At 26.6% G+C, this 26,033-nt stretch carries 24 protein-coding genes; 5 read left to right on the forward strand and 19 right to left on the reverse strand.

The window, feature by feature from the left end; genetic code table 11:
- Positions 1–5: 5 nt before the first annotated feature.
- The 8 genes from OB7_RS06640 to OB7_RS06670 all read right to left on the reverse strand — a co-directional run bounded on the left by OB7_RS06640 (position 6) and on the right by OB7_RS06670 (position 12,143).
- Positions 6–2,588, reverse strand: coding sequence for a site-specific DNA-methyltransferase (locus OB7_RS06640; protein ID WP_114702826.1), 2,583 nt, complete (start codon positions 2,586–2,588; stop codon positions 6–8).
- The gene (locus OB7_RS06645) at positions 2,575–3,036 is read right to left on the reverse strand and encodes a hypothetical protein (protein ID WP_114702827.1); all 462 of its coding nucleotides are present in this window, start codon (positions 3,034–3,036) and stop codon (positions 2,575–2,577) included. Before OB7_RS06645 ends, OB7_RS06640 begins: the two co-directional genes overlap by 14 nt.
- Positions 3,036–4,451, reverse strand: coding sequence for an SMC family protein (locus OB7_RS06650; protein ID WP_249031045.1), 1,416 nt, complete (start codon positions 4,449–4,451; stop codon positions 3,036–3,038). Before OB7_RS06650 ends, OB7_RS06645 begins: the two co-directional genes overlap by 1 nt.
- 11 nt (positions 4,452–4,462) lie before the next feature.
- On the reverse strand, positions 4,463–4,966 hold the full coding sequence (locus OB7_RS10050; RefSeq protein WP_249031046.1) for an AAA family ATPase: 504 nt from the start codon (positions 4,964–4,966) through the stop codon (positions 4,463–4,465).
- A gap of 5 nt (positions 4,967–4,971) precedes the next feature.
- Positions 4,972–5,175 (reverse strand): hypothetical protein, encoded by a 204-nt coding sequence (locus OB7_RS06655; protein WP_012579285.1) that lies wholly within the window; start codon positions 5,173–5,175, stop codon positions 4,972–4,974.
- Between the two features lie 19 nt (positions 5,176–5,194).
- Positions 5,195–7,288 carry a DEAD/DEAH box helicase family protein gene (locus tag OB7_RS06660; protein WP_114702828.1) on the reverse strand — a complete coding sequence of 698 codons (2,094 nt, stop codon included), beginning with the start codon at positions 7,286–7,288 and terminating at the stop codon, positions 5,195–5,197.
- Between the two features lie 548 nt (positions 7,289–7,836).
- Positions 7,837–10,344, reverse strand: a complete 2,508-nt coding sequence (locus OB7_RS06665) for a DEAD/DEAH box helicase (RefSeq protein ID WP_114702829.1) — start codon at positions 10,342–10,344, stop codon at positions 7,837–7,839.
- The gene (locus OB7_RS06670; RefSeq protein WP_114702830.1) at positions 10,341–12,143 is read right to left on the reverse strand and encodes a hypothetical protein; all 1,803 of its coding nucleotides are present in this window, start codon (positions 12,141–12,143) and stop codon (positions 10,341–10,343) included. The genes OB7_RS06665 and OB7_RS06670 overlap by 4 nt, the downstream gene beginning before the upstream one ends.
- Positions 12,144–12,227: 84 nt before the next feature.
- Between OB7_RS06670 and zorA the strand changes: the two genes are divergently transcribed.
- The 3 genes from zorA (at position 12,228) to OB7_RS06685 (ending at position 14,594) form a co-directional block, all read left to right on the forward strand.
- Entirely contained in the window at positions 12,228–13,469 is a 1,242-nt protein-coding gene (gene zorA, locus OB7_RS06675; protein ID WP_114702831.1) for an anti-phage ZorAB system protein ZorA, read from the forward strand.
- Complete coding sequence (locus tag OB7_RS06680; RefSeq protein ID WP_114702832.1) at positions 13,462–14,115, forward strand: OmpA family protein; 654 nt, start codon at positions 13,462–13,464, stop codon at positions 14,113–14,115. The genes zorA and OB7_RS06680 overlap by 8 nt, the downstream gene beginning before the upstream one ends.
- A gap of 86 nt (positions 14,116–14,201) precedes the next feature.
- The gene (locus tag OB7_RS06685) at positions 14,202–14,594 is read left to right on the forward strand and encodes a hypothetical protein (protein ID WP_114702833.1); all 393 of its coding nucleotides are present in this window, start codon (positions 14,202–14,204) and stop codon (positions 14,592–14,594) included.
- A gap of 214 nt (positions 14,595–14,808) precedes the next feature.
- Here OB7_RS06685 and pgeF read toward each other — a convergent pair whose 3' ends face one another.
- The 4 genes from pgeF to OB7_RS06700 form a co-directional block, all read right to left on the reverse strand.
- Positions 14,809–15,600: a peptidoglycan editing factor PgeF gene (gene pgeF, locus OB7_RS06690; RefSeq protein WP_114702834.1), complete on the reverse strand. Its 792-nt coding sequence runs from the start codon at positions 15,598–15,600 to the stop codon at positions 14,809–14,811.
- A gap of 12 nt (positions 15,601–15,612) precedes the next feature.
- Complete coding sequence (locus OB7_RS09840; protein WP_004103133.1) at positions 15,613–15,750, reverse strand: hypothetical protein; 138 nt, start codon at positions 15,748–15,750, stop codon at positions 15,613–15,615.
- A 127-nt stretch (positions 15,751–15,877) separates the two neighbouring features.
- Positions 15,878–17,017 carry a lysoplasmalogenase gene (locus OB7_RS06695; RefSeq protein WP_114702835.1) on the reverse strand — a complete coding sequence of 380 codons (1,140 nt, stop codon included), beginning with the start codon at positions 17,015–17,017 and terminating at the stop codon, positions 15,878–15,880.
- 69 nt (positions 17,018–17,086) lie between these two features.
- A complete protein-coding gene (locus OB7_RS06700; protein WP_004103113.1) occupies positions 17,087–17,260 on the reverse strand; it encodes a hypothetical protein in 174 nt (57 codons plus the stop codon).
- Positions 17,261–17,570: 310 nt separating this feature from the next.
- Here OB7_RS06700 and OB7_RS06705 point away from each other — a divergent pair, with 310 nt between their 5' ends.
- The gene (locus OB7_RS06705; RefSeq protein WP_004103111.1) at positions 17,571–18,125 is read left to right on the forward strand and encodes a hypothetical protein; all 555 of its coding nucleotides are present in this window, start codon (positions 17,571–17,573) and stop codon (positions 18,123–18,125) included.
- A 75-nt stretch (positions 18,126–18,200) separates the two neighbouring features.
- Here OB7_RS06705 and OB7_RS06710 read toward each other — a convergent pair whose 3' ends face one another.
- On the reverse strand, positions 18,201–19,064 hold the full coding sequence (locus OB7_RS06710) for an EamA family transporter (RefSeq protein ID WP_114702836.1): 864 nt from the start codon (positions 19,062–19,064) through the stop codon (positions 18,201–18,203).
- Between the two features lie 157 nt (positions 19,065–19,221).
- Here OB7_RS06710 and OB7_RS06715 point away from each other — a divergent pair, with 157 nt between their 5' ends.
- The gene (locus OB7_RS06715; RefSeq protein ID WP_114702837.1) at positions 19,222–20,151 is read left to right on the forward strand and encodes an alpha/beta hydrolase; all 930 of its coding nucleotides are present in this window, start codon (positions 19,222–19,224) and stop codon (positions 20,149–20,151) included.
- Here the strand turns inward: OB7_RS06715 and OB7_RS06720 are convergent.
- The 6 genes from OB7_RS06720 to OB7_RS06745 all read right to left on the reverse strand — a co-directional run bounded on the left by OB7_RS06720 (position 20,146) and on the right by OB7_RS06745 (position 26,023).
- Positions 20,146–20,883: a sulfite exporter TauE/SafE family protein gene (locus OB7_RS06720; RefSeq protein WP_012579297.1), complete on the reverse strand. Its 738-nt coding sequence runs from the start codon at positions 20,881–20,883 to the stop codon at positions 20,146–20,148. The genes OB7_RS06715 and OB7_RS06720 overlap by 6 nt on opposite strands.
- Positions 20,884–21,074: 191 nt before the next feature.
- On the reverse strand, positions 21,075–21,530 hold the full coding sequence (locus tag OB7_RS06725; RefSeq protein WP_004103107.1) for a hypothetical protein: 456 nt from the start codon (positions 21,528–21,530) through the stop codon (positions 21,075–21,077).
- A 60-nt stretch (positions 21,531–21,590) separates the two neighbouring features.
- On the reverse strand, positions 21,591–23,324 hold the full coding sequence (locus tag OB7_RS06730) for a penicillin-binding transpeptidase domain-containing protein (RefSeq protein ID WP_249031047.1): 1,734 nt from the start codon (positions 23,322–23,324) through the stop codon (positions 21,591–21,593).
- 4 nt (positions 23,325–23,328) lie between these two features.
- Positions 23,329–23,601: a hypothetical protein gene (locus OB7_RS06735; protein ID WP_114702839.1), complete on the reverse strand. Its 273-nt coding sequence runs from the start codon at positions 23,599–23,601 to the stop codon at positions 23,329–23,331.
- A gap of 14 nt (positions 23,602–23,615) precedes the next feature.
- Entirely contained in the window at positions 23,616–24,491 is an 876-nt protein-coding gene (gene rsmH, locus OB7_RS06740) for a 16S rRNA (cytosine(1402)-N(4))-methyltransferase RsmH (RefSeq protein ID WP_004103334.1), read from the reverse strand.
- 164 nt (positions 24,492–24,655) lie between these two features.
- On the reverse strand, positions 24,656–26,023 hold the full coding sequence (locus OB7_RS06745; RefSeq protein ID WP_114702840.1) for an 8-oxoguanine deaminase: 1,368 nt from the start codon (positions 26,021–26,023) through the stop codon (positions 24,656–24,658).
- Between the last annotated feature and the right edge of the window lie 10 nt (positions 26,024–26,033).

The following is a 26,033-nucleotide window of genomic DNA, read 5'->3' on the forward strand; positions in this document are numbered from 1 at the left end:
AGTTTTCACCACCATATAAGAGGTTTAATATATTCTACTGGTATATTATCATACCTTATTTCTCCTATGTCTTCTAATTCAAAACTTTCTTTACTTATTTTCTTTATTTTCTTCCCTAATACATTTGACAATGTCTCTACTATATCTATCTTCTTCTCCGGATAGAGCTTGGACAAATCAACTTTGTATTCATTTCCTTCTCTTCTCAAAACAGTTTCTACAAACTTTGGTGATCTCATGAATATGTATTCATTGAATACATCTTTTCCTGGTGATGGTTGTAAACTTAAATCACCATGTTCATATTTTGCATTACGTAAGACTTCTTCGTATTGCTCTAGTTCATAATACTTAATAAAAACACCAATTCCGTCAGCGTCAGTTGGTTTTCCATCTTTCCAGTTGAATGAATATGATACTTTTTTTATTCTTGGAATGATGACTTCATAAAAGTAATCAGCCATTTCTATTAAAATAAACTTTCTTCTACCACCATCTTCTTTGTTAAGCTTCATTACTGCATGGGCGGTTGTGCCTGAACCAGCGAAGAAGTCTAAAATAATAGCATTTAATGATGCTTTTTGAGTGGAAATATAGACGATCTTTTTTATCAAGGTTGTAGGTTTTGGATTTGAGTATATAGGTTCCGTGGTTTTCGTAAGAAATAAATTTTTTAATTCACGAATTCCTTCAGTGGTATAAGGCGTGTCATCCCATATAGTCAACGGGACAATACCTTCTTTCACTTCAGAAATAAATTTTTTAAGAACGGGTTTACCTTTACCAAAATATATTCTGTTATCTTCTATTAGATATTGTATTCTTTCTTTCGAAGTCATCCAGCATCTTCCTTTAGGAGGCCAATATTCCTTTCCAGTTAAAGGATCTATAATTGGAAAAACATATTGTGGATTATATGTCTTAACAGACAAATCACTTGGAGCCCATGGTCCTCTTGGGTCGTTATCTATATTTTTATATCTTTTATTTTGTTTGTGTGTTCTTGGCAAAAGTGTAGGATGCCACAAATTTTTACATTTACTATATAATAATATATAGTCGTGATTATCTGATAACCATTTTGCGTCATTCTGTGGCGAAGCTTTTTTCTTCCAAATTATATTTGATGCAAAATTCTTTTCTTCAAATACTGAGCTCATGAGTTTCTTTAGGTTGGCAACTTCGTTATCGTCAATACTTACAAAAATCACTCCATCATCTCTCATCAACTCTCTTGCCAAGCTTAACCTATTTTCCATCATAGTTAGCCAAGAAGAATGTTGAAATTTATCTTTATAGACAAAATCATCGCTTCCAGTATTATAAGGTGGATCGATATAAATTGTTTGCACTTTCTCTTTGAATTTCGGTAATATCGTGTTTAACGCTTGATAATTCTCACTCTTTATCAACCATCCATCAAGTTCTTCATCTATATCGTCAAATAATTCCAATATCTCAATCTCTATGTCTTTAAAATATTTCGTATCTATCGGCAAGTATTTGTATTTCTCATTTATCTTCCCTCTTTGACTAAACAAATTACTTTGTTCTTGTTGATATATTTCTTCTTTTTTGAATCCTTCATCAACTATTCCTAATTCTTTCCACTCTTCTATTTGTTGTTCTATATTCTCATGGTTTAATATCTTTTCAAGTACTTCATATCCTCCTTCTTTTTCTACTATCCTATCTATTGTTATTACATAATTACTGTTAAATACAAATTTCGGTTTGTTCCATATCTTTACCAGTTCGTTCTCAAACTGTGCTATAAATTCTATTATCTTATTCGCTATTTTTTTGAATACTTGTATCTCTTTTATCCTCTTCATACTCCATACATTTTCTGAATCAAACATGTATTGATATACATACATGTCTAATTGTTCTTTTAAAAATTTCTCTGCATCTTTGTTTATAAAGTAATCTACTTCACTTTGTTTGTTAAATATCCTTATTGCTTTTTCTACATCTTCTGTTGTTATGTCTTTATATCCTTCTTTTGCTTGCTTTACTATTTCGTCTATTTTTGTTTTTCTTCCTTTCTCTGAATATATACATCTTAATACTATCTTTTTGTCTTTGTCTATTTCTTTGAATTCAAACATTATTTCTTTTTTCTCATTTGCTTTTTTATGTTCTAACTCTGACACATCAAAATAAAATTTTATCTCTTCACCATTTATTCCTTTTATCTTTATCTCAACACTTTTGTAGTTTTTTTCGGTCTTGACATAGTACAACATATGCGTTTTCCAGAAAAGTATTACATCTTTTTCTGGGTCATATACTCTTTCATATATTCTTTCACTCCATGGTGTATATGTGTAATAAATCGATCCACTTTCTGAAAAATATCTTTTAAAGAATGTGTATAGTTTTTCAAATAACTCTTCTCTGAAATCTTCTACACCATTAATTTCTAATTCATTATTAATAATCTCTTGTAGTTTGGATTGTACTCTTTTTGTATAATATGTGCTTTTTATCTTCATTAAATTTACATATCCTGACTTTCCTTCTATCTCTTCTCCTATAAATAAATCATTTAACGCATCATAAAACTCTTTTTCATATCTGTTCATTTTTTTCTTCCTCCTCTTTTTCTGTAGAAATTCCTAGTGCTTCAATAATTCTTATTACTTCTAATTCTAAGCTTTCAATAAATTCTTCAATGTCACTAGATTCTGTAAAAATATCGTACAACTTTCTAACTCCTGCATTTGCATATTCTTCGAAAAGTTTATATTTATTAATATTTTCATCTAAATTTTCTTTTTGACTATGATAAATACTATTTAATAATATTTTTTGCACTTTATATTCAGATCTTTCAAGAAATTCTACACGTGTTACATCAATAGGACTGTCTTGAATTTTTTCTCTTTTATCATAAAAATAGCCATATGCACCTGCTAAAAAATACATTTTTGCTTTTGTTATATTTGTTATTTCTTTTAACTTATTCATAATTTCATTCAATTTATTATTATTTTCTTCATTTAACCTTAGCAACAACACACTTGATTCCATCATATCACCTCTTTTACATATTTCTCAGCAATTTTTACTTCTGAATTTTCATTCATTTCTAAAATATGTATTGTTGTTGCAAGTTCATTCAACACTTCAACAGATTGTTGGTATTCTTTATCAGTAATCATAATTATTATTTGTTTTTCTTTGGAAATTTTTGAAAACATTTCAATTAATTTATCATACGTATCACCAGATATATTTGCTAGTGGTCTATCCAGAATAATGGGAGCATTTACTCCTGAAGCTTTATGCATTGCTAGAGCAAAAGATAACGTTAACACTGATTTTTCTCCCCCAGACAAACGATTTAAAATCATATTTCTATATTTATCATACACATTCAAAGAAAAATTTGGCGAAAATTCTACATCGCTAACTAGATCTTTTTTCCACATAAGTTTTCCAAAATATTCCTTTATATATTCTAATATTTCTTTTTTTATCTCATCTCTTCTGTTTGTAATTGCATTAATTATTATTTGTTGTAAATCTTCAACAAATTTTATTTTTTCAAAAATTCTATTGGAATCACCAATAGCTAAGTTTTTTAATTCACTTTCTATTTCTTTTTCCTCTTTTTCAAAGAATTTAATTTGATTATTAAATTCTCCAATTTTTTGGTTAATTATTTCAATTTGATTTTCAAGTTCTTTTTTTTCATTATATAATTTAATAAGTTTTTCAGCATGAATTTCTGAAAGGTTTTTTTCCACACTTTTTAGTTTATTGTTGTATTCTTCTATTTTTGTTAAAACTTCACCTAATTGGTTGTTCAGATTCTTTCTTTCATTTTCCAATTCTAAAATCTTTTTAGTTAAATCATTATAATCTTTTACACTAATAATAAATTCTTTATCAAGTGAAAGATATTTTTCTAAAACTTTCCTATGATTTTCGTCTAATTTCTTTTCACATATTGGACATTTATTTTCATTTAAAGCATTTCTTACGATTTCGGTAGGTAGATAATCATAATTAACTTCAATGTCTTTATTTTCATGATAAACTTTCTCAATAGCTGACCAGCCAAATATTAATGTGCTTAACTCAAAAACAATTTGTGCTTTCTTTTCTAAAATTTCACGTTTTTTATTTTCAAATTCTTGAATCAAATTTTTTATGCTTTCTAATTGTTTTTTATAAACTTCATATTCTTTTAATTTTTCTAATTCATGGTTAACATCTTCCAACCTTTTCTTAGTTTTTTCAAGATCTAAGATTTGAGATTGAAGTAATTTTTCTGCTTCTTTTTTGTTATCTTTTATACGATCTAACTTCTTTTCTAAATCTTTCTTTTTATTAAGATTATTTTCATTTACTTTTATATCTTTCAAATATCTAGATTTAATTTTTTCTAAAGTATCTTTAAAACTTTCTAAAATATCAAGTCCCGACATCTTTTTAATCACATAAGATATTTTTACTCCTTATTTTCATCAAAATAATTATCCAACCTTTCTCCTTTAAAGAAAAATTGATCTCTTAAATCTTCAGGTAAAAGATTTTCAATCTCTTTTTTTGCATCTATATCTTTTAAGATTATTCCCATTTCTTTACTAAAAGAAAGATGACTTTCATTTAAAGAAATAGCTTTTTTGTCATTTACTTTAAACTTTGATTCTCTTAAGATCAAATAACTTTCTTTTCCATCTGATAAATTCAAATTAACTCTTACAATATGTTCTCCGTCATCATTTAAACAATTATTATTTAAAACATCAGGATCAGTAGGTTTTGTTATTTTCCCAAAAATTTCTTTCCCATATAAACACCAATTAATAGATTCAAGTAAATTACTTTTTCCCACACCCATTTTTGCAACAATTACATGAAAGTCATTATCTTGATTATTATCTTTAGAAAATTCAATTTTAAAATCTTTAAATTGTTTGAATTTTGATAATTTTATACTCTCAATTCTCAAAACTATCATCCCCTATTTTCAAAGTAATTATCAATTAATTTTTTAGCATAATCTACAAACTTATTTTCATCACTTTCTGATCTATTAGTATATTCCGAAAAAATTTCCCATAATAGATTAAATACTTTTTCCCCTTCTTTTTCTCCAAATTTAGAAAATGTCATTTTTTCTAGACTTTCATACAATTTTGGTGCAGAAGATTTAAGCATGTTCCCACCCCCTTTTTCTTTATATTTCATTCACTTTGTCCATTACCTCTTTGTAGTTTAAAGCACACTTTGCGATAATTTTTACCCTTTCCTTTTCAGCTTTAAACAAAGAGTCTTCCAAGTTTAGAACCGCATCTTCTATAAACTTTGGTTTTGTGATTATATCGTAAATATAAGAATACTTTTTATTTTCAGAAATCCTTAAAATTCTTCCAATTCTTTGTATGAATTCTCTAGGATTTGTACTGCTTGACATTATAATTGCAATTTTAGATTCTGGCACATCAACACCTTCATCAAGTATTTTCATCGCTACAAGTACCTGAATAATCCCTTTCCCAAAATTTTCCAATACATCAATCCTTTGTTTATTAGACAATTCTTGAGTAAATTTGACTGCATATATATTTTTTGAATTCAATAAATCAATAGTTTCATTTATTAACTTATCATCTGTAAAAATTATTGTATGACTAATTTCTCCATGATTCTTTTCAATATCACTAATTATATCTTCTAAAACTTTTATCTTGTTTCTTGCAGCTTTAATAATTTTACTTCTCTTTATTAAAAGCATTTTTAATTTTTCATCAGTATCAATTTCATCAAAAATATTATCTAAAGAATTTTTCACTAAATTAAGTATTTTTAAAGTTAGGTAATTATACTTTTTTGTTTCATTCTCAGTTAATGTACACAAATATGGATAATAATAATATGGAGTCAAAAATGTATTATAAGTTAAAGGATTAATCTTATAAATAGCATCACAAAGAGAAAATTCATATACAATTTCACCAAAATATTCTTTTAAAAAACTATTCCCAAAGTCATCGTACATTCTCTTAGGTGTGGCACTAAGTCCGAGCCTATAACGAAAAATATTTGATAAATTCTCTCGTCTATTTAAAGAACCAATACTATGTACTTCGTCAGCAACCAAAATTGTTTTAATATCTGCTTTTATATTTAATAATATATCTTTCATTTTGCCACTTACTAAAGTATCGTGTGTAGAAATTACCAATAAGTTTTTAATTTGCCCCAGTAAAAGCTTTCTTACATATCTTTTAAGATCAGAATGCCATTTACTGTTTTCAGAAAAACACTTTACTATAAAATTAACTTCTAAGCCAAATTTTTTAATTGAATTATTCCACTGCTCAATTAAATGAGAATAAGGTACAGAGATTACAATAAAATGTTTTTGATTATTCTTTAAAATTCTATCAATTGCTCCTATTGCTGTATAAGTTTTACCAGTACCCGTTGCCATTGAAATAATTCCCTTAAAATTATTAGATTTCCAGCTATTAATTGCTTCATTCTGGTGTTCAAAAAGAGTTATCTTTTTTAATTTATTATCGTTATCTTTTTTATACCATTTTTCAAGAGAGTTAATATCAAAATCTTTGGGAACTATTTTGACTAATTTTTGTTTAATTGCCTCTGGTATTTCAATAACTTTTAAATTAGTTGCATTATTACTCCAATATTTTTCAAATTTTTTTAGATCTTCTTTTACATATTCATTTTCAACATCTATCCAACTTCTAAATATCTTAAATTCCTCAACATTTCTTTGCCAACCTAATAATGTTTCATTTATAGAGCCACTAAATGAAATAATATTTCCTTCCTTGTCAGTAAATATTCCAATTTTTTGATGAAATAAACCTGAATCAATTATTTCTTCTGATAACATAACATTACCTTCTAGGCTATACAATAGTGCAATTTTTATTTCTAACTTATTATTCGCTATCATCCAGCCTAAAGCAAATAAATGATCTCTAACAAATTCGTTTTCCAGAAGTTCTATATTTTTTTCAAGAATAGAATTTATATATTTTGAAGGATCCTGATTTGCCTCTTTAATAGTTTCTACATCTTCAAAAGTCAATCTTGGTGATACAATTAATTTCATTTTTCCTTCATTTTTTATTAAACCTAATATTCCTCTAGCAGCAATAGCTAATGATTCCGAAGTAAAGAACCCAGATATTCGAAAATAACTTATTGATTCTTTTAAAACTGGTATGTAAAAATCATTTAAAATGTCATCAACTTCAGAAGAATAAGTTCTTTTCAAAATCAAATCTTTAAAGCTCATAGATCACCCTTTTTAAAAGTTTTAATATTTATTATTTACTTGTTGATTTTTTCCTGCTTGTTATAATTGTTAATTATAAGAGTTATAAACTTTAAAACTATTATTAAAGCTATTAGATGGGCAAGTGTAACGATTAAACTGAGGAATAACACACGTCTTATAATTTTCTCAATTAAGCTTGTTCTACTCATTTTAAAAGTTCTCCATTTTTTATTGATTCATGAAAGACTTTCAAAATATTTTTTTATCCTTTAGCCATTAGGTTTCTTCTTTCAACTAAAAAAGTATAATAATCCATATTCCAAAATTCATTAGGCAAATCATATTCCTTTAAAATTTCGAATTTTTCCTCATATTATAAATCTTTTGTTAAAATTTCCAAACTTACTTTGAGGCAAATTAGAAATTTTAATGTTATCCTTATATTCTTCTTTCATCGCTGTTTTCTATCAAAATCGGATTTAGTCCTTTATTAATTAACATAGAAAGAACGCGTCCATAGTAAAAATCAGATAAATTTAAAGAGCTCAACACTCCAGCTTCAAGAATTATTCAAAAAATTCCTTCTTCAAATTTTCAAATTCTTTGTTAGTTATTATATTATCAAGTAAAATATTCTTAATTTGTTTTTTTCTTTCAAGTAATTTCATAAAATATTCTTCTATTGTTTTGTTATGATTATTCCTAAACTTAGAAAAGAAATAATAGACATATACATCTTTATCTTGCCCAATACGATAAGCTCTATCAGTTGCTTGCGAAGTAACTGCAGGATTCCATTCTGGTGTATAGTGGATTACATGATTAGCAGCTACAAGATTTAAACCTACTCCACCAACTCGTGGATTAATAATTAGAACGTCAATCTTTCCATCGTTGAACTGTTTAACAATATAATTTCTAGTTTCAACTGGAAGAGTCCCGTTCAAAATTTCACTTTCTATGCCTAACTCTTTACTCAAAAAAGCTTTAATTATTTGTTGAGTCATTATAAATTTTGTAAAAATTAAAGCTTTTTCTTTTTTATTTTTAATCTCGATCATTAAATCTTTTAATTTATTCAATTTCCCAGAATGTTTGTAGAAATTTTCATCAAAATAATCTGCACCAAAATCACATACTTGGAGTAATTTTATAGCCAATCCTAAAAAATCTTTTTTATTAGCATTTTTCTTCTTATATTTTAAATAAGTATCAAGATATTTGTCCTCTTGAGTTTGAGTTAAATAACTTTCAATAAAAAACTCTTCTTTTTTCGGAAAATTAATTTCAACTTCTTTATCTTCTTTGTTTCTTCTTAAAAACACAGGATCAATACTATTCAATATTTCTAATGACTTTTCTTGAGCCTCTTCTGAGGTTGGATCTGAATTAATGACATTATACTTATTGTTAAAATCTTTCAATTTTCCTAGCAATCCAGGAGTTATTGCATCGATTATATTCCAAAGTTCATCTATACTGTTTTCTACTGGTGTACCTGTCAAAGCTAAATGGAACTTAAATTTATAACCTTTAATTATTCTAGTAGTCTTAGAACGATAATTCTTATATCTTTGAGCTTCGTCAGTTATAATCAAATTCCAATCTCTAATTAATAGTTTTTCATTTCTTAACAACTTTTCGTAATTAATAAGAACCAAATCTTCCGTGTTAACATGTTTATAAATCTCTGGACTAAACCTTTCCAATTCTTTTCTCCAATTTTCAAGAAGAGAATTTGGTGCAATAATCATTACTGGAAACAACTTTTTTTCTTCCAAAAGCCATGTCATAAAAGCAATTGCTTGAGCTGTTTTACCCAATCCCATATCATCGGCAAGTAAAAAACCTCTAAAGCCCTCTAGATAAGCGGAAATAACTTTTTTAACGCCAATCTCTTGAAATTTTTTTAACTTTCCTTCAAAATACTTCAAATCTAATTTTTCTTCCTGTGTTTGCTTTTTTTCTTCTTTTTTAAACTTTGAATATTCTAATTTCTCAATATTCTCTTTTATTTCTAAATCGAAAAGCTTGCTTTTGGGCTCCTTATGTGGCTCAAAACTTTTTGTTTTTATTTCTTCAACTACTTCTTCTGGGATTGTATCTAGCCTAATCCAGGAACCTTTATAAAATACAAAATTTTTATTTTCTTTCTTAGCATTTTCTATTTTTTCTTTTAATTCAGGAGTTAATTCTAGATTTTCAACTCCTCCATTAAGTAAATCATGAAAATGAATTATATTATAATTAAATAGTTCTTCCTTAGATATTGGTGAAACATTTTTACGTATGAGAATGTTAGAAGGTTGAAAAGTAAGGAATTTTATTCTATCAGAAAGTTTTTCAATAAATTCGTCTGAAAAAGAATGTAAATAATCTTCATGAAACTTCTCAATATTATTTTCATTTATAATTATCTTTTTACTTTTTGGATCTCTATATTTTTCTAAGATTAATAAATCTTTTTTTGTGCTTTCATCTATGTAGTAGACCTTTTTGTTTGTAACAAGTGAACCACTTAATACAAAACTTTCTTTTTTTGGAATGCCAAATATTGTATAATCTATAACTTCTCCATCAGATTCCTCATTAACTTTTAAATTATATTTATTAATAATTTCAATTTTCTTAGGTGCTATATACGAGATATTGTATTTTTTCTTCAATTGATTTAGTTTATTTATTTTTTCAACAATTTTCGAATTATTATAAAGAATAAATGAAAAAGCATCATAAACTTCGGAATTTAAAAATAAAATAACCCCTTTATTAGAATTTACTAAAAATCTTTCATTGATGACTAAATCAATTTCTTCATTATATTTAAATTTAATAGTTGAAGAGTCTATTTTATTAACGAATCGAAGTTTAACTGTTAAATTTTCATAGTCGGTTTTAAAGCCCAGTTTTTCTAAAATTGTAGGATCTTCTTGATAAAGCATATTCAGAAAATCATATGTTAAATTAAACTTATTGTTTCTTGTATTAAAAAACACATAGTAGAATTTTTTTAATCTTCTATCTCCTATTCCTAACTTTATCTCAATAAAATCTTTATGAATAACATACTTCATATACCTAGCTCCTTTAATCTATGATAAAATTTCGTTTTCCAAATTTTACCACTATGAGGTAGTCTTTCATAGCATTTATTTCTGTTTTTTAAATCATATAATCCATCAACTATTCCTTTTTTGTATATGTAAAGGGCATTTCCAACATCTTCAAATTCTACAATGTCATATTTATAAAAATACATAATAATGGCTTTGGTATTATTGTAGTTTTTCATTTTTACATTAATCATTTTGTTTGTATAGTTTCTCCAAAATTCCAATCTTTCATTATCTTTTTTAAAAAAATCTTCAATGTGTTCTTTTAAAATATATTTTTTTATCTTATTAATCACGTGTAACGGTAAACCTAATTTTGTTAAAAGTGAAGATACATATTCTGTATCGCTAAAATTGTAGGTTTCCCAACCATTTAGTTTGAAAATTAATTCTAAAAATCTTAGATTAAAATCATCAACTTCCAATACATGTCTTTCGAAAATTTCTAAAATTAATTTCTTATAATATTTATAATAATTAAAATCTTCCAAGAACTTTACATAACTTTTTATCAACTCACTATTTGAAGGATATTTATAAGCTTTGAAAGTTTTTTCTACAAAATTTTTTAGTTTTTTATTTTTTATCATCATATACTTTGAAATATCGTTTGAATCATTTGCGTTTTTGATGTAATATATCAATTTTTTAATAGGATCATTTTCGTACATTTGTTTTAAATCATCATATAAACTTATAAGAAGATTTTTAAAATCATTATCTGTAAAAAAGGAATTTTGAAATTCATCTTCAATAATTTCTTTAAATTCAAATTTTTGATTACTAATAAATTCTAGAATCTTTGTTCTCAAATCATTTTCATTTTTATATAGTTTTAAAATGGTTTTGTAATAATTCTTAGGGATTTTTTCTATCAAAGTGTCAATACTATCTTTTAAAAACATTTCTTTTAGTTTGTCATATTTTGATTTTTCAACTCTTGATTTGAATTTACTGTAAAAGTCATTAAATTCTTTCATAAAATTCCTCAAATTTTTTGGCTCAATTGTTAAATCATAATAATTGTTTTCTAAACTATTTTTGCTGTTTTGAAATAATTGCTCATTTAATATTTTTTCAAAATCTTCTGTAGTAAGCATACTATAATTAAAATTATAATACTCGCTTAATTTTTGGTATATTAGTTTAGAAATAAAATTCTTATTTTTATTTATGAATTCAAACCATGCTTTGTTTATATAAATAACTTCATATTTAGAATCAATTTTATACAAAACATTCAAAGACTTTTTAGATAACTTTTCGATTTCCTCATTTTTCAAAGTATCATTGATTCCTCTTGTTTCTGAAAAAAATGGACTTAAAAATCTATAAGGAACATATAACAGTAATCTTTCACTTAAATTTTTTAATGTATTATCTTGATAATAGATTTCATCAAGTTTCTTTATTAATTCATTTTTAGAAATTTTAGTTGGGATATTATAGTTATTATCTAAATAACCAACAATTTCATTGAACAAATCCCTGTTTTTTTCTTTTACAAGAATTGTTTTAAAAATTAACCAAGCATTTGCAATCATTCTTATAGATAAAGTTCTAAATTTTATTGTGGTATTTCCCTCAATAATTTCTTCAAACAAAGCATAAAACCAAAAGTATTTATAACTCTTAGTTATAAATTTTTTATCTAGTAATTTATTTATAAATTCGATTGAAAAAAAATCATTTTTGTTAGAAATTAAGTTATTTTTATTTTCTATTTTTACCACCTCAATTATATTATATAACATTTGCACTTAAAATGAACTCAATGAAATGTTTATAAAAATAAAAAACTATTTTATATTTTGGTATAATTGTTAACAGGAGGTGTGATCTTTATGTTTCTTAGCTTTTTAAAAGGATTTTTTACTGTTTTATTAAATCCATTTACTGTTATTTACATATTAATTGAATTTTTATTTTTTGCATACTATCTTTTTAAAAAAGGTTCATTGCAGAATTCTTTGAATCGAGAGGATAATGAACTAACTGAAGAAGAGATTATTTCTTTTACAAACTTTTGGCCTAATTTCTTTATTACTTTAGGAATATTAGGAACTTTTATCGGCATTATCATAGGTATTATCAATCTGGATTTTGAAAATGAAAATTCATTAAAGAATAGTATTAATTCTTTACTTTCATCAATGGGAACTGCTTTTTTTTCATCAATTATTGGTGTAATTTTTTCAATTGCGGCACAAATAATAAACAAGCCGGTAGTAAATGATTTGTCAAAAATTACTAAAACAAATAAGGAAAAATTATTAGATGAAATTATAGGAATAAGAAATGATATTAAAGAATTACTTGCCAAACCATTTGAAACTATCTCAGAAAAAGCAAATCAAACAGTTGAACAATATTCTAGTAGTTTTAATCAGCTTAATGAAACTTTAAATAACACTTTTGAGCAAAACATAAATAGATTTAGTAATATTGTTCATAATATTTCAGAAGAATTATATAAACAATTTGATTCTATTAAACAGCAGAGTGAACTTATTGAAAAAAGGGAAAAAGTTATTCAAAATGAAAAAGAACTTCTTAAAGACTTTTCATTAATTATTGAAAAAAGTAGGGAAACTTTTAATGAAATTTTCGAAAAACAAAAGAATACTGTTGATAAGTTAGAAAAAGTGGAGACGCTAATCCAGAGTATTATTGAAAATAAAGCTGACCTAAATAGCCTAAATGAGAATGTTTTAGAAGTGATTAATAATTTTAAAAGATTCACGGACGAATTTAATTCTAACTTTAATGAATTTATTTCGAGTATTAATAGAGTTACTCAACAGATTCCAAACCAAATGTCTTTAAAATACAAAAATGCTTTTGAAGAAATGGAAAATTTTACTATAGAATTTTTCTCAAAATTTAAGGAGATTTCTGTTTACTTAAATAATACAATTGATGATTTTGAAAAGTCATTAGAGTATTTTAATTATTCTTTAAACAATATTAGAAATGATATAGAGTTTGCAATAAAAGATTTTAAAAATTCTTTGGTTCAATTATTGGAAGACTATTATAAAATTAGTAACAATATTAATGATGAAGAGGAGAGAAAAAATGAATAGGAAATTTAACCCTTGGATTTCATACTCAGATTTATTTTCTGCTTTGCTTTTAATATTTGTATTACTATTATCGCTGACATTGCTTCAATATACTTATGCGATACAAAACAAAGAAACAAGATTGAAAGAAATAATTGGTATAAAAGCAAAAATTGTTGAAGAATTAGTGAATACTTTTAAAGATTTAGATTTGGAAATTCAAGTTGATCCAAATTCTGGTGCAATAATAATTAATAATGATATCTTGTTTAACTATAATGACTACACTCTGTCAACCAAGGGTAAAAATATTTTATTAAAGGTTATTAAAACATATTTAAATGTTATACTTAAACCTGAATACGAAACATATATTGCAGAATTTTATTTAGAAGGAAATTCTGATCCTACTGGAACTTATGAATATAACATAGATCTTTCAATGAAAAGAGCCTTTGAAGTCTTTAAATATTTAAGAGAAAATTTAGATGAAATACCCTATCAGGAGTTGTTTTTCAAAAAATTAGTAGTTTCTGGAAAAGGATATAACAATCCGATTATAGAGAATGGAAAAATAAATTATACAAAAAGTCGAAGAGTAGAATTAAAATTTACATTGAAAGATCACGAAATGATTAGAGAAATTTTAGAGATATTCCAAAATTAAATTTAACAAATTTTTAAAGGTTAATTAGCAACAAAGTGTTTATAATATTTATGATCAAATAAAAATTTAATTTTAAGGGGGTTATTATGGTTTTTAAAAAAACGATATTTAAATACGAAATAGCTGTCCCTTTTTTTGGTTTTATCCCAGATGATATAATGCCTGTTTGGAATTTTTACACACAAAATTTCTATCTATCTTCATATATTTGCCCAGAATGTGGAAAATTAATGATGAAAACAGTTTTTCCAAATGATTATCCTTTTGAAACAAACGATGGAATTAAAAAAGTTCCAAGAATATTTACATGTGGTGATTGCAAAACTTTACATATACCTGCTCCAGGGTATAAGCTTTCAAGTAATAATGGATATTACTACAAAGCTAAAAGTGATGAAGAATTTGAAAAAATAATTAAAAAGATTGATAAAAATGGTTCATTAATTGGTCGTCAAAATACACTATACAACGAGAACTAGTATTTAAAAAGTAATCAAAGAACTTGATAAAAAATATACAGCAAATATTAAATTTAAAATAAAGTGCTGTTATTAGAATGTACTCTTTCTTAAATACAAATATTTGTGTAATGATGTAATTTTTGAGAATATTCCTAAAAATAAAGGAATTCTTATTATTAAAAATAAACAAATTACTCTTTTTTTATTTAGTGTAATAAGTAATTTCTCAATATTAAGGTATCAATCCAACAATCACAGCAAATCTTTTTTTTGTCTTCTCTTTCCTATAGGAATAAAAATAATCTGTATTTCTATAAGTATCAATTAGTGATATTTCTATATTTCTAACTCCCATTTCATATATTTGATTTTCTGCTATTTTCCATAAATTGACAAAATATTTATCGTTACTTTCCATGATAAACATATCACCAAACTTTTTTGCAAAACTTTCTGCTACATCTTTGCCTACTTCAAAGCTTTCTGGTCCAATAGATGGTCCTATACTTACAAAAATATTTTCTGGATTGCTGCCGAATTCATTCATCATCTTAATAATAAGATATTTCGGCATATCAATCAATGTCCCACGCCATCCTGAATGGGCAACACCTACAACATTTTTAATAGGATCATATGCAATTATTGGCATACAATCTGCATATTTGGTAACTAAAAATATTCCCTTTTCATCAGTAATGAGCCCATCTGTTTTACTAATTACATTTTCATAAAATTCACCTTTTAAGTTTTTACTAGTTACATATTCAACTTTGTTTTCATGAACTTGATTTGTGAAGATAAATTTGTTTAAATCTAGTCCTAAATTGTCTGAAAGTAAAATATAATGATCTTTAAAATTTTCATTATTAAAAGACATGTCAAGCTCATCAATATTAAATTGATTTTTATTTACTTTTCGTGTTGTAACTATATGAAATAATTTATTAAACTGACATAAAAGGCTTGATCTACAAAGAAAAAGTCCATTTATTTCTTTGCAAACATAATTTCCTATTTGCATGTTATTCCTCCCTTAAAGTAAAAATTTATTAACTAAAATATCTGCTATATCCCAAACTTTTATTAGTAATTTTTCATTCCTTTCAGTATTTGGGATTTCATTTTCTAGTTTATCTCTAAGTTTTTCCATATGTTTTTTCTTTTTATACATAAACGCCTATATGAGGTTCATTTGATTCTCTATAACTATTTTTTTCAAAAATTATTGAACCATCAACTGTTGCATTTTGCAATGCAACCATAGTATCACACACAAGAATTCTTCCAATTTATTCATTTTAAAAGATAGTAGATAGAGCTATTATAAGCTGAGCTAAAAAATACGTACCTAATATAATTATCTCAGAATATTTTATTTTTCTTACAAACTTTTCAATAGCAATTAAAAAATCGGAGAAAACAAATAATCCACCTGCTAGTGGCAACATACATCTTAAATAATATATGTCTTTAAATGCAGGGGCAAATGTAAAGGAAAACATTATGCCAATGGCAACTGTATAGACTAAAATTGGGAGTTTAAAGTTTTCAGCTTTTTTAAATAAAATAACAAAATTGAGAATTAACAAAATAGGAAGTATTATAAAAAATACTAAAATACTTGGAACACCAAATTTTATTAAAAAGGATAGTGAATAAAAGATATGACCAATTAGAAATGAAAACATTCCGTGTAAGAATTTATCTTCAAATTCTAAAAGAAAGTCTCCTATCATTCCAAAAAGCAGCCCAGTGACAATTAAGAATTCAGAACCTGAGGAGTTCAATAGTGCAATAAGAAATATTGTAAACGTTGTTAGCACTTTAAAAATGACCTTACTTTTTGGCATTTTCTTAATAAAAATTGTTAAAATAGCAAAAATAACAACTATTAAAGAAAAAGAAAACGTAGTAATAAGTTTTTTATTTTTATGCCAACTAAAAAATTGTTCAACATCACTTCTAGTTCCAACAAGAACAGTGGGATAATAAGTTATATAGCTTGTATTAGGAAGAGGTTTATTTGAAAACATATGATTCCAGGTAGAAACGTATATTACCAATTTTTCTCCATCTTTTTCAAAGGTATTAGTTGATAATTCTTTGTAATTATGCAATTTTTCTGTCTGAAAATATGATTGAGAATTGCAATAATCATCTTCAAAAATTACTTTATCATCTAAAATAAAGAATGTTTCAATATCATAAAATCTTCCCCATTTAAAAAAACGATATATATCATAGATAAAATCAATAAATGGATTAGGATGATCTTCATCCCAGAAAACTACAGTAACTTCAAGTTTATTTTGATGTTCAAATGTATAAATTTGATAAACCCCATTATTTTTATCAAAGATAGGTAATTTAATCTCGAACTGAATTGAAAAAAAGGTTGTTGTAATAATAACAAATAATATAAAAATGATCTTTTTCATTCTTTTAATCCCCCTTATCCCCGTACGTTAATTATATCAAATGCATTAAATTAAAAAAATTCCTCCTAATTAGGAGGAAGATTTCTTTTTCCTTTCAGAAACAACAAAAGTAATATAGTCGATTAAAAGTCCGACACCAATTCCAATTAATAATGAACCAACAAAATGAGAAGATGATTTAGTAAAAAATCCAATTCCTAACCCTAATAAGGTTGTAGCTCCAACAATTTCTCCCCTTTTCATAACCCGCCCCCTTGATATTATTAGTTAATTAAATTATAGCAAATTAATTTATTATAAGTCAATAAATTAGTTTTTGCTGTTTTAATGTTTTGTTTTCTGGATGATATTAAAAATCGTTGAACAAATATATATGTATATATTCATCAAATAATTGGCTTTATTTGCGTATTCCCCTATTTATTACTCTATTTATATATATCTACCTATCTCATTTTAAATCTCTAAGCAACTTCTAAGCTAACTTTAAGTACTTATTAAGTATTTAATAGTATCATTAATAACGTCAATCAAATCATTTGGAGGTGTTATTATGTTTAAAAAGTTTAGTGTTATCTTATTATCATTACTTGTTTTATCAGCAAGTATCTTTGCATATGGGCCTTGGAGTAATTCTAATCAACCAAACAACGTACCACAGAATTCTTCTATCCCACTCTTTCAAAATCTACCAAAAGATGCTAAGATTTCAGACATAACTTTCTCTGGTGTTATTAAAAAAATTAACTTAGTACCTGGTCAAGGCTCTGAAATTCTAATTGATGCTGATGGTGAGGAATACAAAGTTCATTCTGGACCTATTTGGCTTTTCAAAGATTATTTAGAAACTGGTAAAACTATCGAAGTTTCTGGAAAGTTAGTTACACTTCAAGATGAAACATTTGTTGTTTTAGAAAAGGCAGTAATTGATGGAAATGAATTTGTAGTTAGAGAGAATGGATTTCCAACATATGCAAAAAGAGGCAATAACCAAAGAGGTAATGTGAGTGAAAGAAATAACGTAGGTAGACCAACTCAAAATGGTAGGTCAAAAAGAGGCAATCAAAGGCAAGGTGGATACGAAAACAGACCTTGTAGACAAAGATAATAGTTTATCCCCTCTTTAACTAAAAAACCTCGCCAAAAATGGCGAGGTTTTACTTTGTTAATAATCTATATATTCTCACTTTTTTATCTTAACTCTTTCTAAAATTGGAGCTACAACAACAAATGAAAAACCTAAAACCTTTAAAATATTGAACATTTCATCAAAAAATATAAATGATAAAATACTTGCAAAAACAATTTCAAGTGGCATTATTAAAGATAAAGTTGTAGAATTAATTTTTCTTAATGAAAAATAATTTAGAGTTAAAGGAATCAATGTAGAAAATACTGCAAGTAGTAAGCCGTAAATGTAATAATCTGGTTTTAAAGAATACAATTCTTTATTTGCAAATAAGATTATAAAATACAAAATTGTTACTCCCAAAAATGTATAAAAACTGCTTTCAAATGGACTTAATTGTAGTTTTTTTATTTTATCCCCAACTAATGTAATAAACAATGCGTTAAAAATTGCTGCAAGGATAACTAATAAGCTTCCAAATACTAAATTTTCGGATCCACCTATACTTTTTTCTGCTAAATTTGATAATATTATCCCAGTAAAAGATAAAACTACAGCGAATAAATTAAATACACTGAAATTACCTTTATATATTAGTTTCTGAAATATTAATACAAATATTGGATTTGAGAAAAACAAAACTGTGGCATATGCCGGATTCAGAAATCTTAACCCATAAAAGAAAAGATAAGCTGCAATTCCATAATTAACGATTCCAAAAATCCCAAAAAACAGTAAATATTTAATGTTAATTTTCTTTTTTAATAAAACAAAAAACAGTCCTGAAATAATGAGTGAAAAAAAGAATCTTAAAAACAATATCTGAAGCGCAGATGCTCCTACATTTAATGATAACTTACCAAAAATAGAAGTTACTGATGATGAAAAAGCAGACATTATTGCTGTAATATAATGCATAATTATTCCTCCACAATTTCATAATTTTCTAATTTTCCACTAATTTATTTTACCATTTATATATAACACAAATCTTAAATTTTTCAAGATTCATAATTGCTAAATTTTACATTTAGGTATATTATTTTACTAGAAATAGCTTTAAAGGGGGAATTAAATGATATACGAATACGATAAAACAATTCCATTTAATCTTGAAATTGAAAAATATGAAAACTATTCTCTACTAAAATTTGATACAGTATATGAGCCAGACATTCCTGAATCAAAAAAAATCTATGTGTACAAATATAATTCAGAAAATCCATTGGGAAGATTAATATTTTTACATGGCATTGGAAATGGTCATATACCATATTTAATGTGGTTTGCTGAAAAGTTTTCAAAAATGGGACTTGAAACATACTTTTTAATTCATCCATACCATCAAAAGAGGGCCAAAACTGATTGGGAAGGCGGCGAACCGTTTTATCATCATTCACCAGCTCATTGTGTTGTAAGATTCCACCAAGCAGTTAAGGATGTTAGAAGAACAATTGATTTAATTGAAGAGATAGAAAATAAATTACCTATTGGTATAATGGGCTTTAGCTTTGGTGGAATGATAGCTACTATAAGTATGGCTTTAGATAAAAGAATAAAAGCTGGTGTCTTAAGTTTTACAGGTGCTGATTGGCGATGGATAAATTGGTACTCGCCATATTTAGAACCAGTAAGAGAAGGATACAAAAAGTATAGCAATGAATGGGGATGTAAAGATGAAACCAAATGTGTAAAATTAAGAGAAGAAAGTTTCAACAAATTAAATGAATTAAAAAATATAAATGAAATTTTTTCTTTAAAGCCTGGATGCTTTCACTACGATCCAATATCATACGCTAAATTTGTAGACCAGCCAGTTTTATTTTTTAAAGGGATGTTTGACAAGATAATGCCTAAAAATGCATCAAATAATCTATACAATAAATTACAAAATGCTAGAAAAGTTACAATACCTTCTGGTCATAAATCATCCTACTTTTTTAGAAGAGTAATTGCAAGAAAAAGCTTACATTTTTTCAAAAACACATTGAATAAAAAGTTATAATATATATTTTATTGCTGAGATTACAATCATCAAAAACACAAATATTCTAACAAATTTGGCACCTGTTTTTAGTGCTGTTTTTGTGCCTAAATTAGCACCTATCATTGTTCCTGCTGCAAGAACAAGACCTTTTAATATATCAACTTTCCCATTTAATAAAAAAATAAGAAATGAAAATACAGTATAATTTAAAACAACAAATACTTTTAAAGCATTAGTTTTAATAATATTATTTCCTTCAACCAATACTAATCCTAGAATTAGAAAAAATCCTACACCAGCTTGAATAAAGCCGCCATAAAATCCTATTGCAAAAAATACTATAAAAGTGATTAGATAATTTCTTTTCACTTTTTTTCCCTCTTCCCATAGTTTTGGTTTATACAATATAAAAAAGCTCATAAACAAAAAAATAGTACCAATAATCTTTTCAAGAAGTTCTTTGTTTAAATTTAAGACAGTAAAAGTACCAAAGATTGCACCAATAGTTGCAGGCAAAGCAATTGAAAATCCCTCTTTTAACGTAAAAAGTCTATGTTTTTTAAAATTTTTTGTTGCAATTATGTTTTGAAGTAAAATACCTACCCTGTTAGTACCATTTGCTACAGAAATATCAAGTCCAAGCAGTGTTAATACAGGTAGTGTAAGCATTGATCCACCACCAGCAAGAACATTTATAAAACCTGCTGAAATTCCTGCAAAAAAGAGAAATAAGTATAACAGTATTGCCATTTTTTAGCCTCCTGCTTTTATTTTTATATATTATACTATATTTTTTGGATGATATAAAATATTGTTGAACAAATATATGTGATAATATTTTTTATATTTAATCTTACATATAAATATATCTACACAAACTACTTTATAAAAACAAAAAAGCCAAGCGATTGCTTGGCAGTTTTTCTTGTTGACAAAATTATTCAATCATCAAACAGTTTTAATTGATCCTTCATAGCTTTTTCCTTTCTTGATTTAAACCTTTTTATAACAGATACAAATGTTTTTGAATTTTCATCCAGTACTAAATCATCAAATATTGATGATTCCTCTAAATCAACAAAAATAAATTCACCATTAACATATTCAGGAACATTTACAATATATTTTTGACCATATCCTTTCTTATTTTTTCTGGCAATTGGTACAATTGCATTTAATCTTTGCAAAAGCCTCATCGAAAGCTCAATAGTTCCATATTTAACACCGAAATAATCTGCTAAATCTCTATATGAAATCCATGGAGTCACCTTTTTACCAACTGCAATCGACATAGAATAAAGATATAAATACGCTCTACCAGCATTTGCTGGCCTTGCTTTCATTACAAATTGCATAACTGGCATTGGAACGATAACAAATCTAGATTTTACTACCAATTTCTCACTCCTTCTTTACCATGCAATATAAGTTTCCTTATATTGCATTTTTTTGAATATTCACTCACCTAAATAAACAACTATTTCTTCATTAAAACTTCCTGGCTCTGGAAACTGTTTTTTTACATACAACCCTTTTCCAACAATTTTTATTTTAAAATATTTTTCTAAAGCAAATACTTGCCTAATATTCCATCCTACAATATTAGGAACCAAACCAGGTGTTACATAAATCATTCTATTATCTTTTGAATAATATTTCTTTAATTTTAAAACTACTTGTTTAAATATTGGAGCTGCCACATAACTTGAAAGTGAATATCCCTCAGGATTTGTAACCCAAACTAAAGCAGTATAATCTATGTTATTTAAAGAAAAATTACCCTCAAATGTCATAATATAACTCCCTTCTTTACCTGGAATTTCGCTTGTACCGGTCTTACCATAAATATCCATTCCAGGAATTTTTGCAAAAATTCCTGTACCATTTTCTACAACTTCTTTCAAAAAATTTTTCATCTTATTAGCTGTATTAGTAGACATTACTCTGTATTTTTTAGGAATACCATTTTCAATTAATGTTGGTTTTATTAATATACCATCATTAAAAATACTATTAAATGCTGTTATTAATTGTAATGGAGTTACTCCAATTGAATATCCTATTGGTAAATATGCCCATTCAATTTTTGACCATTTATCTGGAGAATTTAAAACTCCCTCAATTTCATTCGGTAGCTCAATACCAGTTTGTTCACCAAAACCAAAAGTTTTAAAAATATTATATAAAGTTTCATAATTGTATTCTTCGATTATTTTTTTAGAAGTTGAAACTGCGACAACATTACATGACTCTAAAATTGCTTCTTTCAAATCTATCAAACCATGAGGGTGGATATCATTAATCTTTATATCTAACTCACTATCTGGATAAATATAACCTTTGCAAACAAATGTTGAATCCTCAGTAATAACACCAAGATCTAGTGCAGCTGAATAAAACATTGGTTTCATTGCTGAACCTGGTTCAATGTATCCCATAAAATAATCAGGCCAATTATTTGTCGTTACTAAAGCTCTTATTTTACCAGTCTTTGTTTCCATTAAAATTATTCCTACATTCTCTGCATGATAATTAATTTTTGAATCAAATGCTAACTCATACAATATTTTTTGTATATTCGTGTCTATTGATAAAACAAGAGTTTCACCATTAATTGGTGGAATATATTGAATTATTGATGCTTCTTTTGTAACACCACCTGAAACTTTTAAATTAATCTCACCATCTTGCTTCTTTGATAATTTCTCATTAAAAGACTTTTCTACACCATTTACACCGTTGCCGTCTCTGACTATTCCTATTATCTGTTCTAACCCAAAATTTTCCAATCGCAGTCTTTTTTCATTTATACTAATATTAACAAACTTTCTTAATTCAACAGGTATTTTTTGTTTCAATACATTTATATCAAAAGATTCTCCTAATTTAACAAATCTTTTATTAAAGTCTATTTTAACATTAAATCGACTTTCAAGAAGCTTTATATCTAAATCATAAGAAGGATTATACAGTCTTTTAAAAAAATCAACATCAAAATATGCAACATAGAACGGAAGACTAGTTGCAAGAAGTTGGTTATTACAATCATAAATTTTACCTCTCAATGAAGGTATTTTTTCATAAACTATAGTGTTTTCTTCAATCTTATTAATCTCAAAAAGTTTAACTATCTCAACAAAAATTAAAATAACAAATATAAAATACAAGAATATTACTCGCGGATTTTTCATATAATTATCTTATGTTTTCAAGTCCAATTGTAAGTGATTCAATCGATTTATTGAGGTTAATTAATTTAGTGTTTAACTCAACTAATTCTCTCTGATATGCTTCTTTTTGTGTTTGGATTTCCACATTAAGGGTGGAAAAATGAACAACAACATAAACTATCGTAAAAATAAGCAATGCTGGGATAGCTACTAGAAAAAACTTTTTTAAAAGTTCTAATACGGATAACTTTGATAACTTTTCTACTCTGCTCCGCTTCGCTTGAACACTAATTGCCATAAAAATCCCTCCCCCTAAATTCGCTCCGCTATTCTTAATTTTGCACTTCTTGCTCTTGGATTCTCATCAATTTCTTCTTTACTAGGTATTATTGGACCAACTATTTGCCTTAATTTGTTTGAATTTTTAATAAAATGTTTTACAAGTCTATCCTCAAGTGAATGAAATGAAATAACTGCAAGTCTACCCCCAATTTCTAACAAATCAGGAACGTTATTTAAAAAATTTTCAATGTTACTTAGTTCACCGTTTACTTCAATTCGAATCGCTTGAAAAGTTTTTGTGGCAAAATGTCTTTTTCTTTTCCTTATTTCCTGAGGTGGTAAAGCTTTTCTTATTGCTTCAACTAATTCTAAAGTAGAATTAATTGGTCTACTATTTACAATACTTCTTGCAATTCTTCTAGAAAATCTTTCTTCACCATACTTAAAAATAATATCTGCAAGTTCTTTTTCAGAATAAAAATTTACAACATCATATGCTGTTTTTTTCTGTTCTAAATTCATACGCATATCAAGAGGCTCATCCCTATTAAACGTAAAACCTCTACCTTCAGCTTTCAGCTGATAAGTTGATATACCTAGGTCAATCAAGATTCCAGAAACCTTTTCAATATTAAGGGCTTTTAAAACAACAGGAAGGTCAACATAGGAAGACTTGAAGAGTTTAACATTACTAAAGCTGGAAAGATTTTTTTCTGCAATGGTCAACACTTCAGAATCAATATCTAAACCAATAACAAAAATATTAGGCGAAACTGAGGCCATAAGGGAAGTATGACCACCTTCACCAACTGTACAGTCAACATATATTCCATCTTTTTTCCAAATAAGATGTTCAATAACTTCTTTAGGCATTACTGGAATATGCTTATCTTCATATTTTCTCACTTTTCTCGCTCCGCTCCGCTAAAATAACTCATTATCTACTATAACATTTAAATATTCTTTTTCAAAATTAAAATAAAAAAAAAACGAGCAGCTTTTAAACTTTTATTCACAAGCCTTGCTGCTCGTTTCTAATTTAATAACAAAAGTATACATTTATATTACAATTAAATTTCTAATAAAATTCCTGCCTTTTTCAACAATTTTTTTGAGATCATATTATGTTTTTCTAAAAAGTCAGAAATCTCAAAGCTCGTAAATTCACCATTAAATATTTTCATTTCTCCATTAATTACAGATAAATCAACCTGTTTTGGGTCACAAAGCAATATAGAATTTATTGGATTATGTAAACCTCCAGCAAATTCAACCTTATCTAACTTAAAACCTATAAAATCTGCGGCCATTTCTGGTGCTATTTTTCCAATATAATCATCCATTTTTAAAACACTTGCTCCACCTATTGTTGCCATTCTTAAAACTTCCCTAACAGTTAAAGCATTGGCTCCATATTTTGCTCTCTGGAGTAATAGTGCATTTCTTGCTTCCATTATCATGTTATTTGTATCATTACTTGCACTACCATCCACAGCAATTCCTATTCTGATTTTATTCTTTAACTCAGTTACTGGAGCAATTCCAGAGCCTAACCTCATATTTGAAGAAGGACAATGTGCCATTCCAACATCATTTTTTGAAAGTTTTTCCATATCTTCTTTACTCAACCAAACCATGTGAGCAAACCACACTTTATTGTTAAGCCAACCAAGTTCCTCCATATAATCTACGGGCCTTTTCCCAAATTTTTCAAGACAATATTCTTCTTCATCTCTTGTTTCAGCAAGGTGTGTATGAAGTAAAACATCATATTTATCAGCAATTTTTACAGTCTCTTTCATCAAGTATGGTGTCACCGAAAACGGCGAACAAGGCGCAAGCGCAACTCTAAGCATAGAATATTTGCTTGGATCATGATATTTTTCTATAACTCTAACACTTTCTTGCAATATTTCATCGTCAGTTTGAACAACACTATCTGGAGGAAGACCTCCGTTTTTTCTACTAAGCGACATACTTCCTCTTGTAGGATGAAACCTTACACCTATCAATTTTGCAGCTTCGATTTCTGCATCAAAAAGCTTGTTATTTCCATAAGGGTAAAGATAAAGATGATCAGTTGTTGCTGTAACACCAGTTTTAATCATTTCATAGAGTGCTATTAAACTACTTATATAAATTGCCTCTTCATCTATGAATTTCCATATTTCGTAGTGAAAAACAAGCCAATCAAAAAGTTTTTTGTCTGCAGCAAGTCCTCTAGTAAGTGATTGAAACATATGATGATGTGTATTTACAAAACCAGGAATAACCATATATCCATCTAAATCATATACTTTATCTGCTTCAATATTCTCCCAATTTCTTCCAACCTCTCTAATTACATTATCTTCCACTAAAATATAACCATTCTCAATATCTCCAATTTTTTCATCAAATGTGTAAATATAAGATATATTTTTAAATAATTTTCTCACATTATCACCT

It is taken from the genome of Thermosipho africanus Ob7 (assembly GCF_003351105.1).
Classification (GTDB): domain Bacteria; phylum Thermotogota; class Thermotogae; order Thermotogales; family Fervidobacteriaceae; genus Thermosipho; species Thermosipho africanus.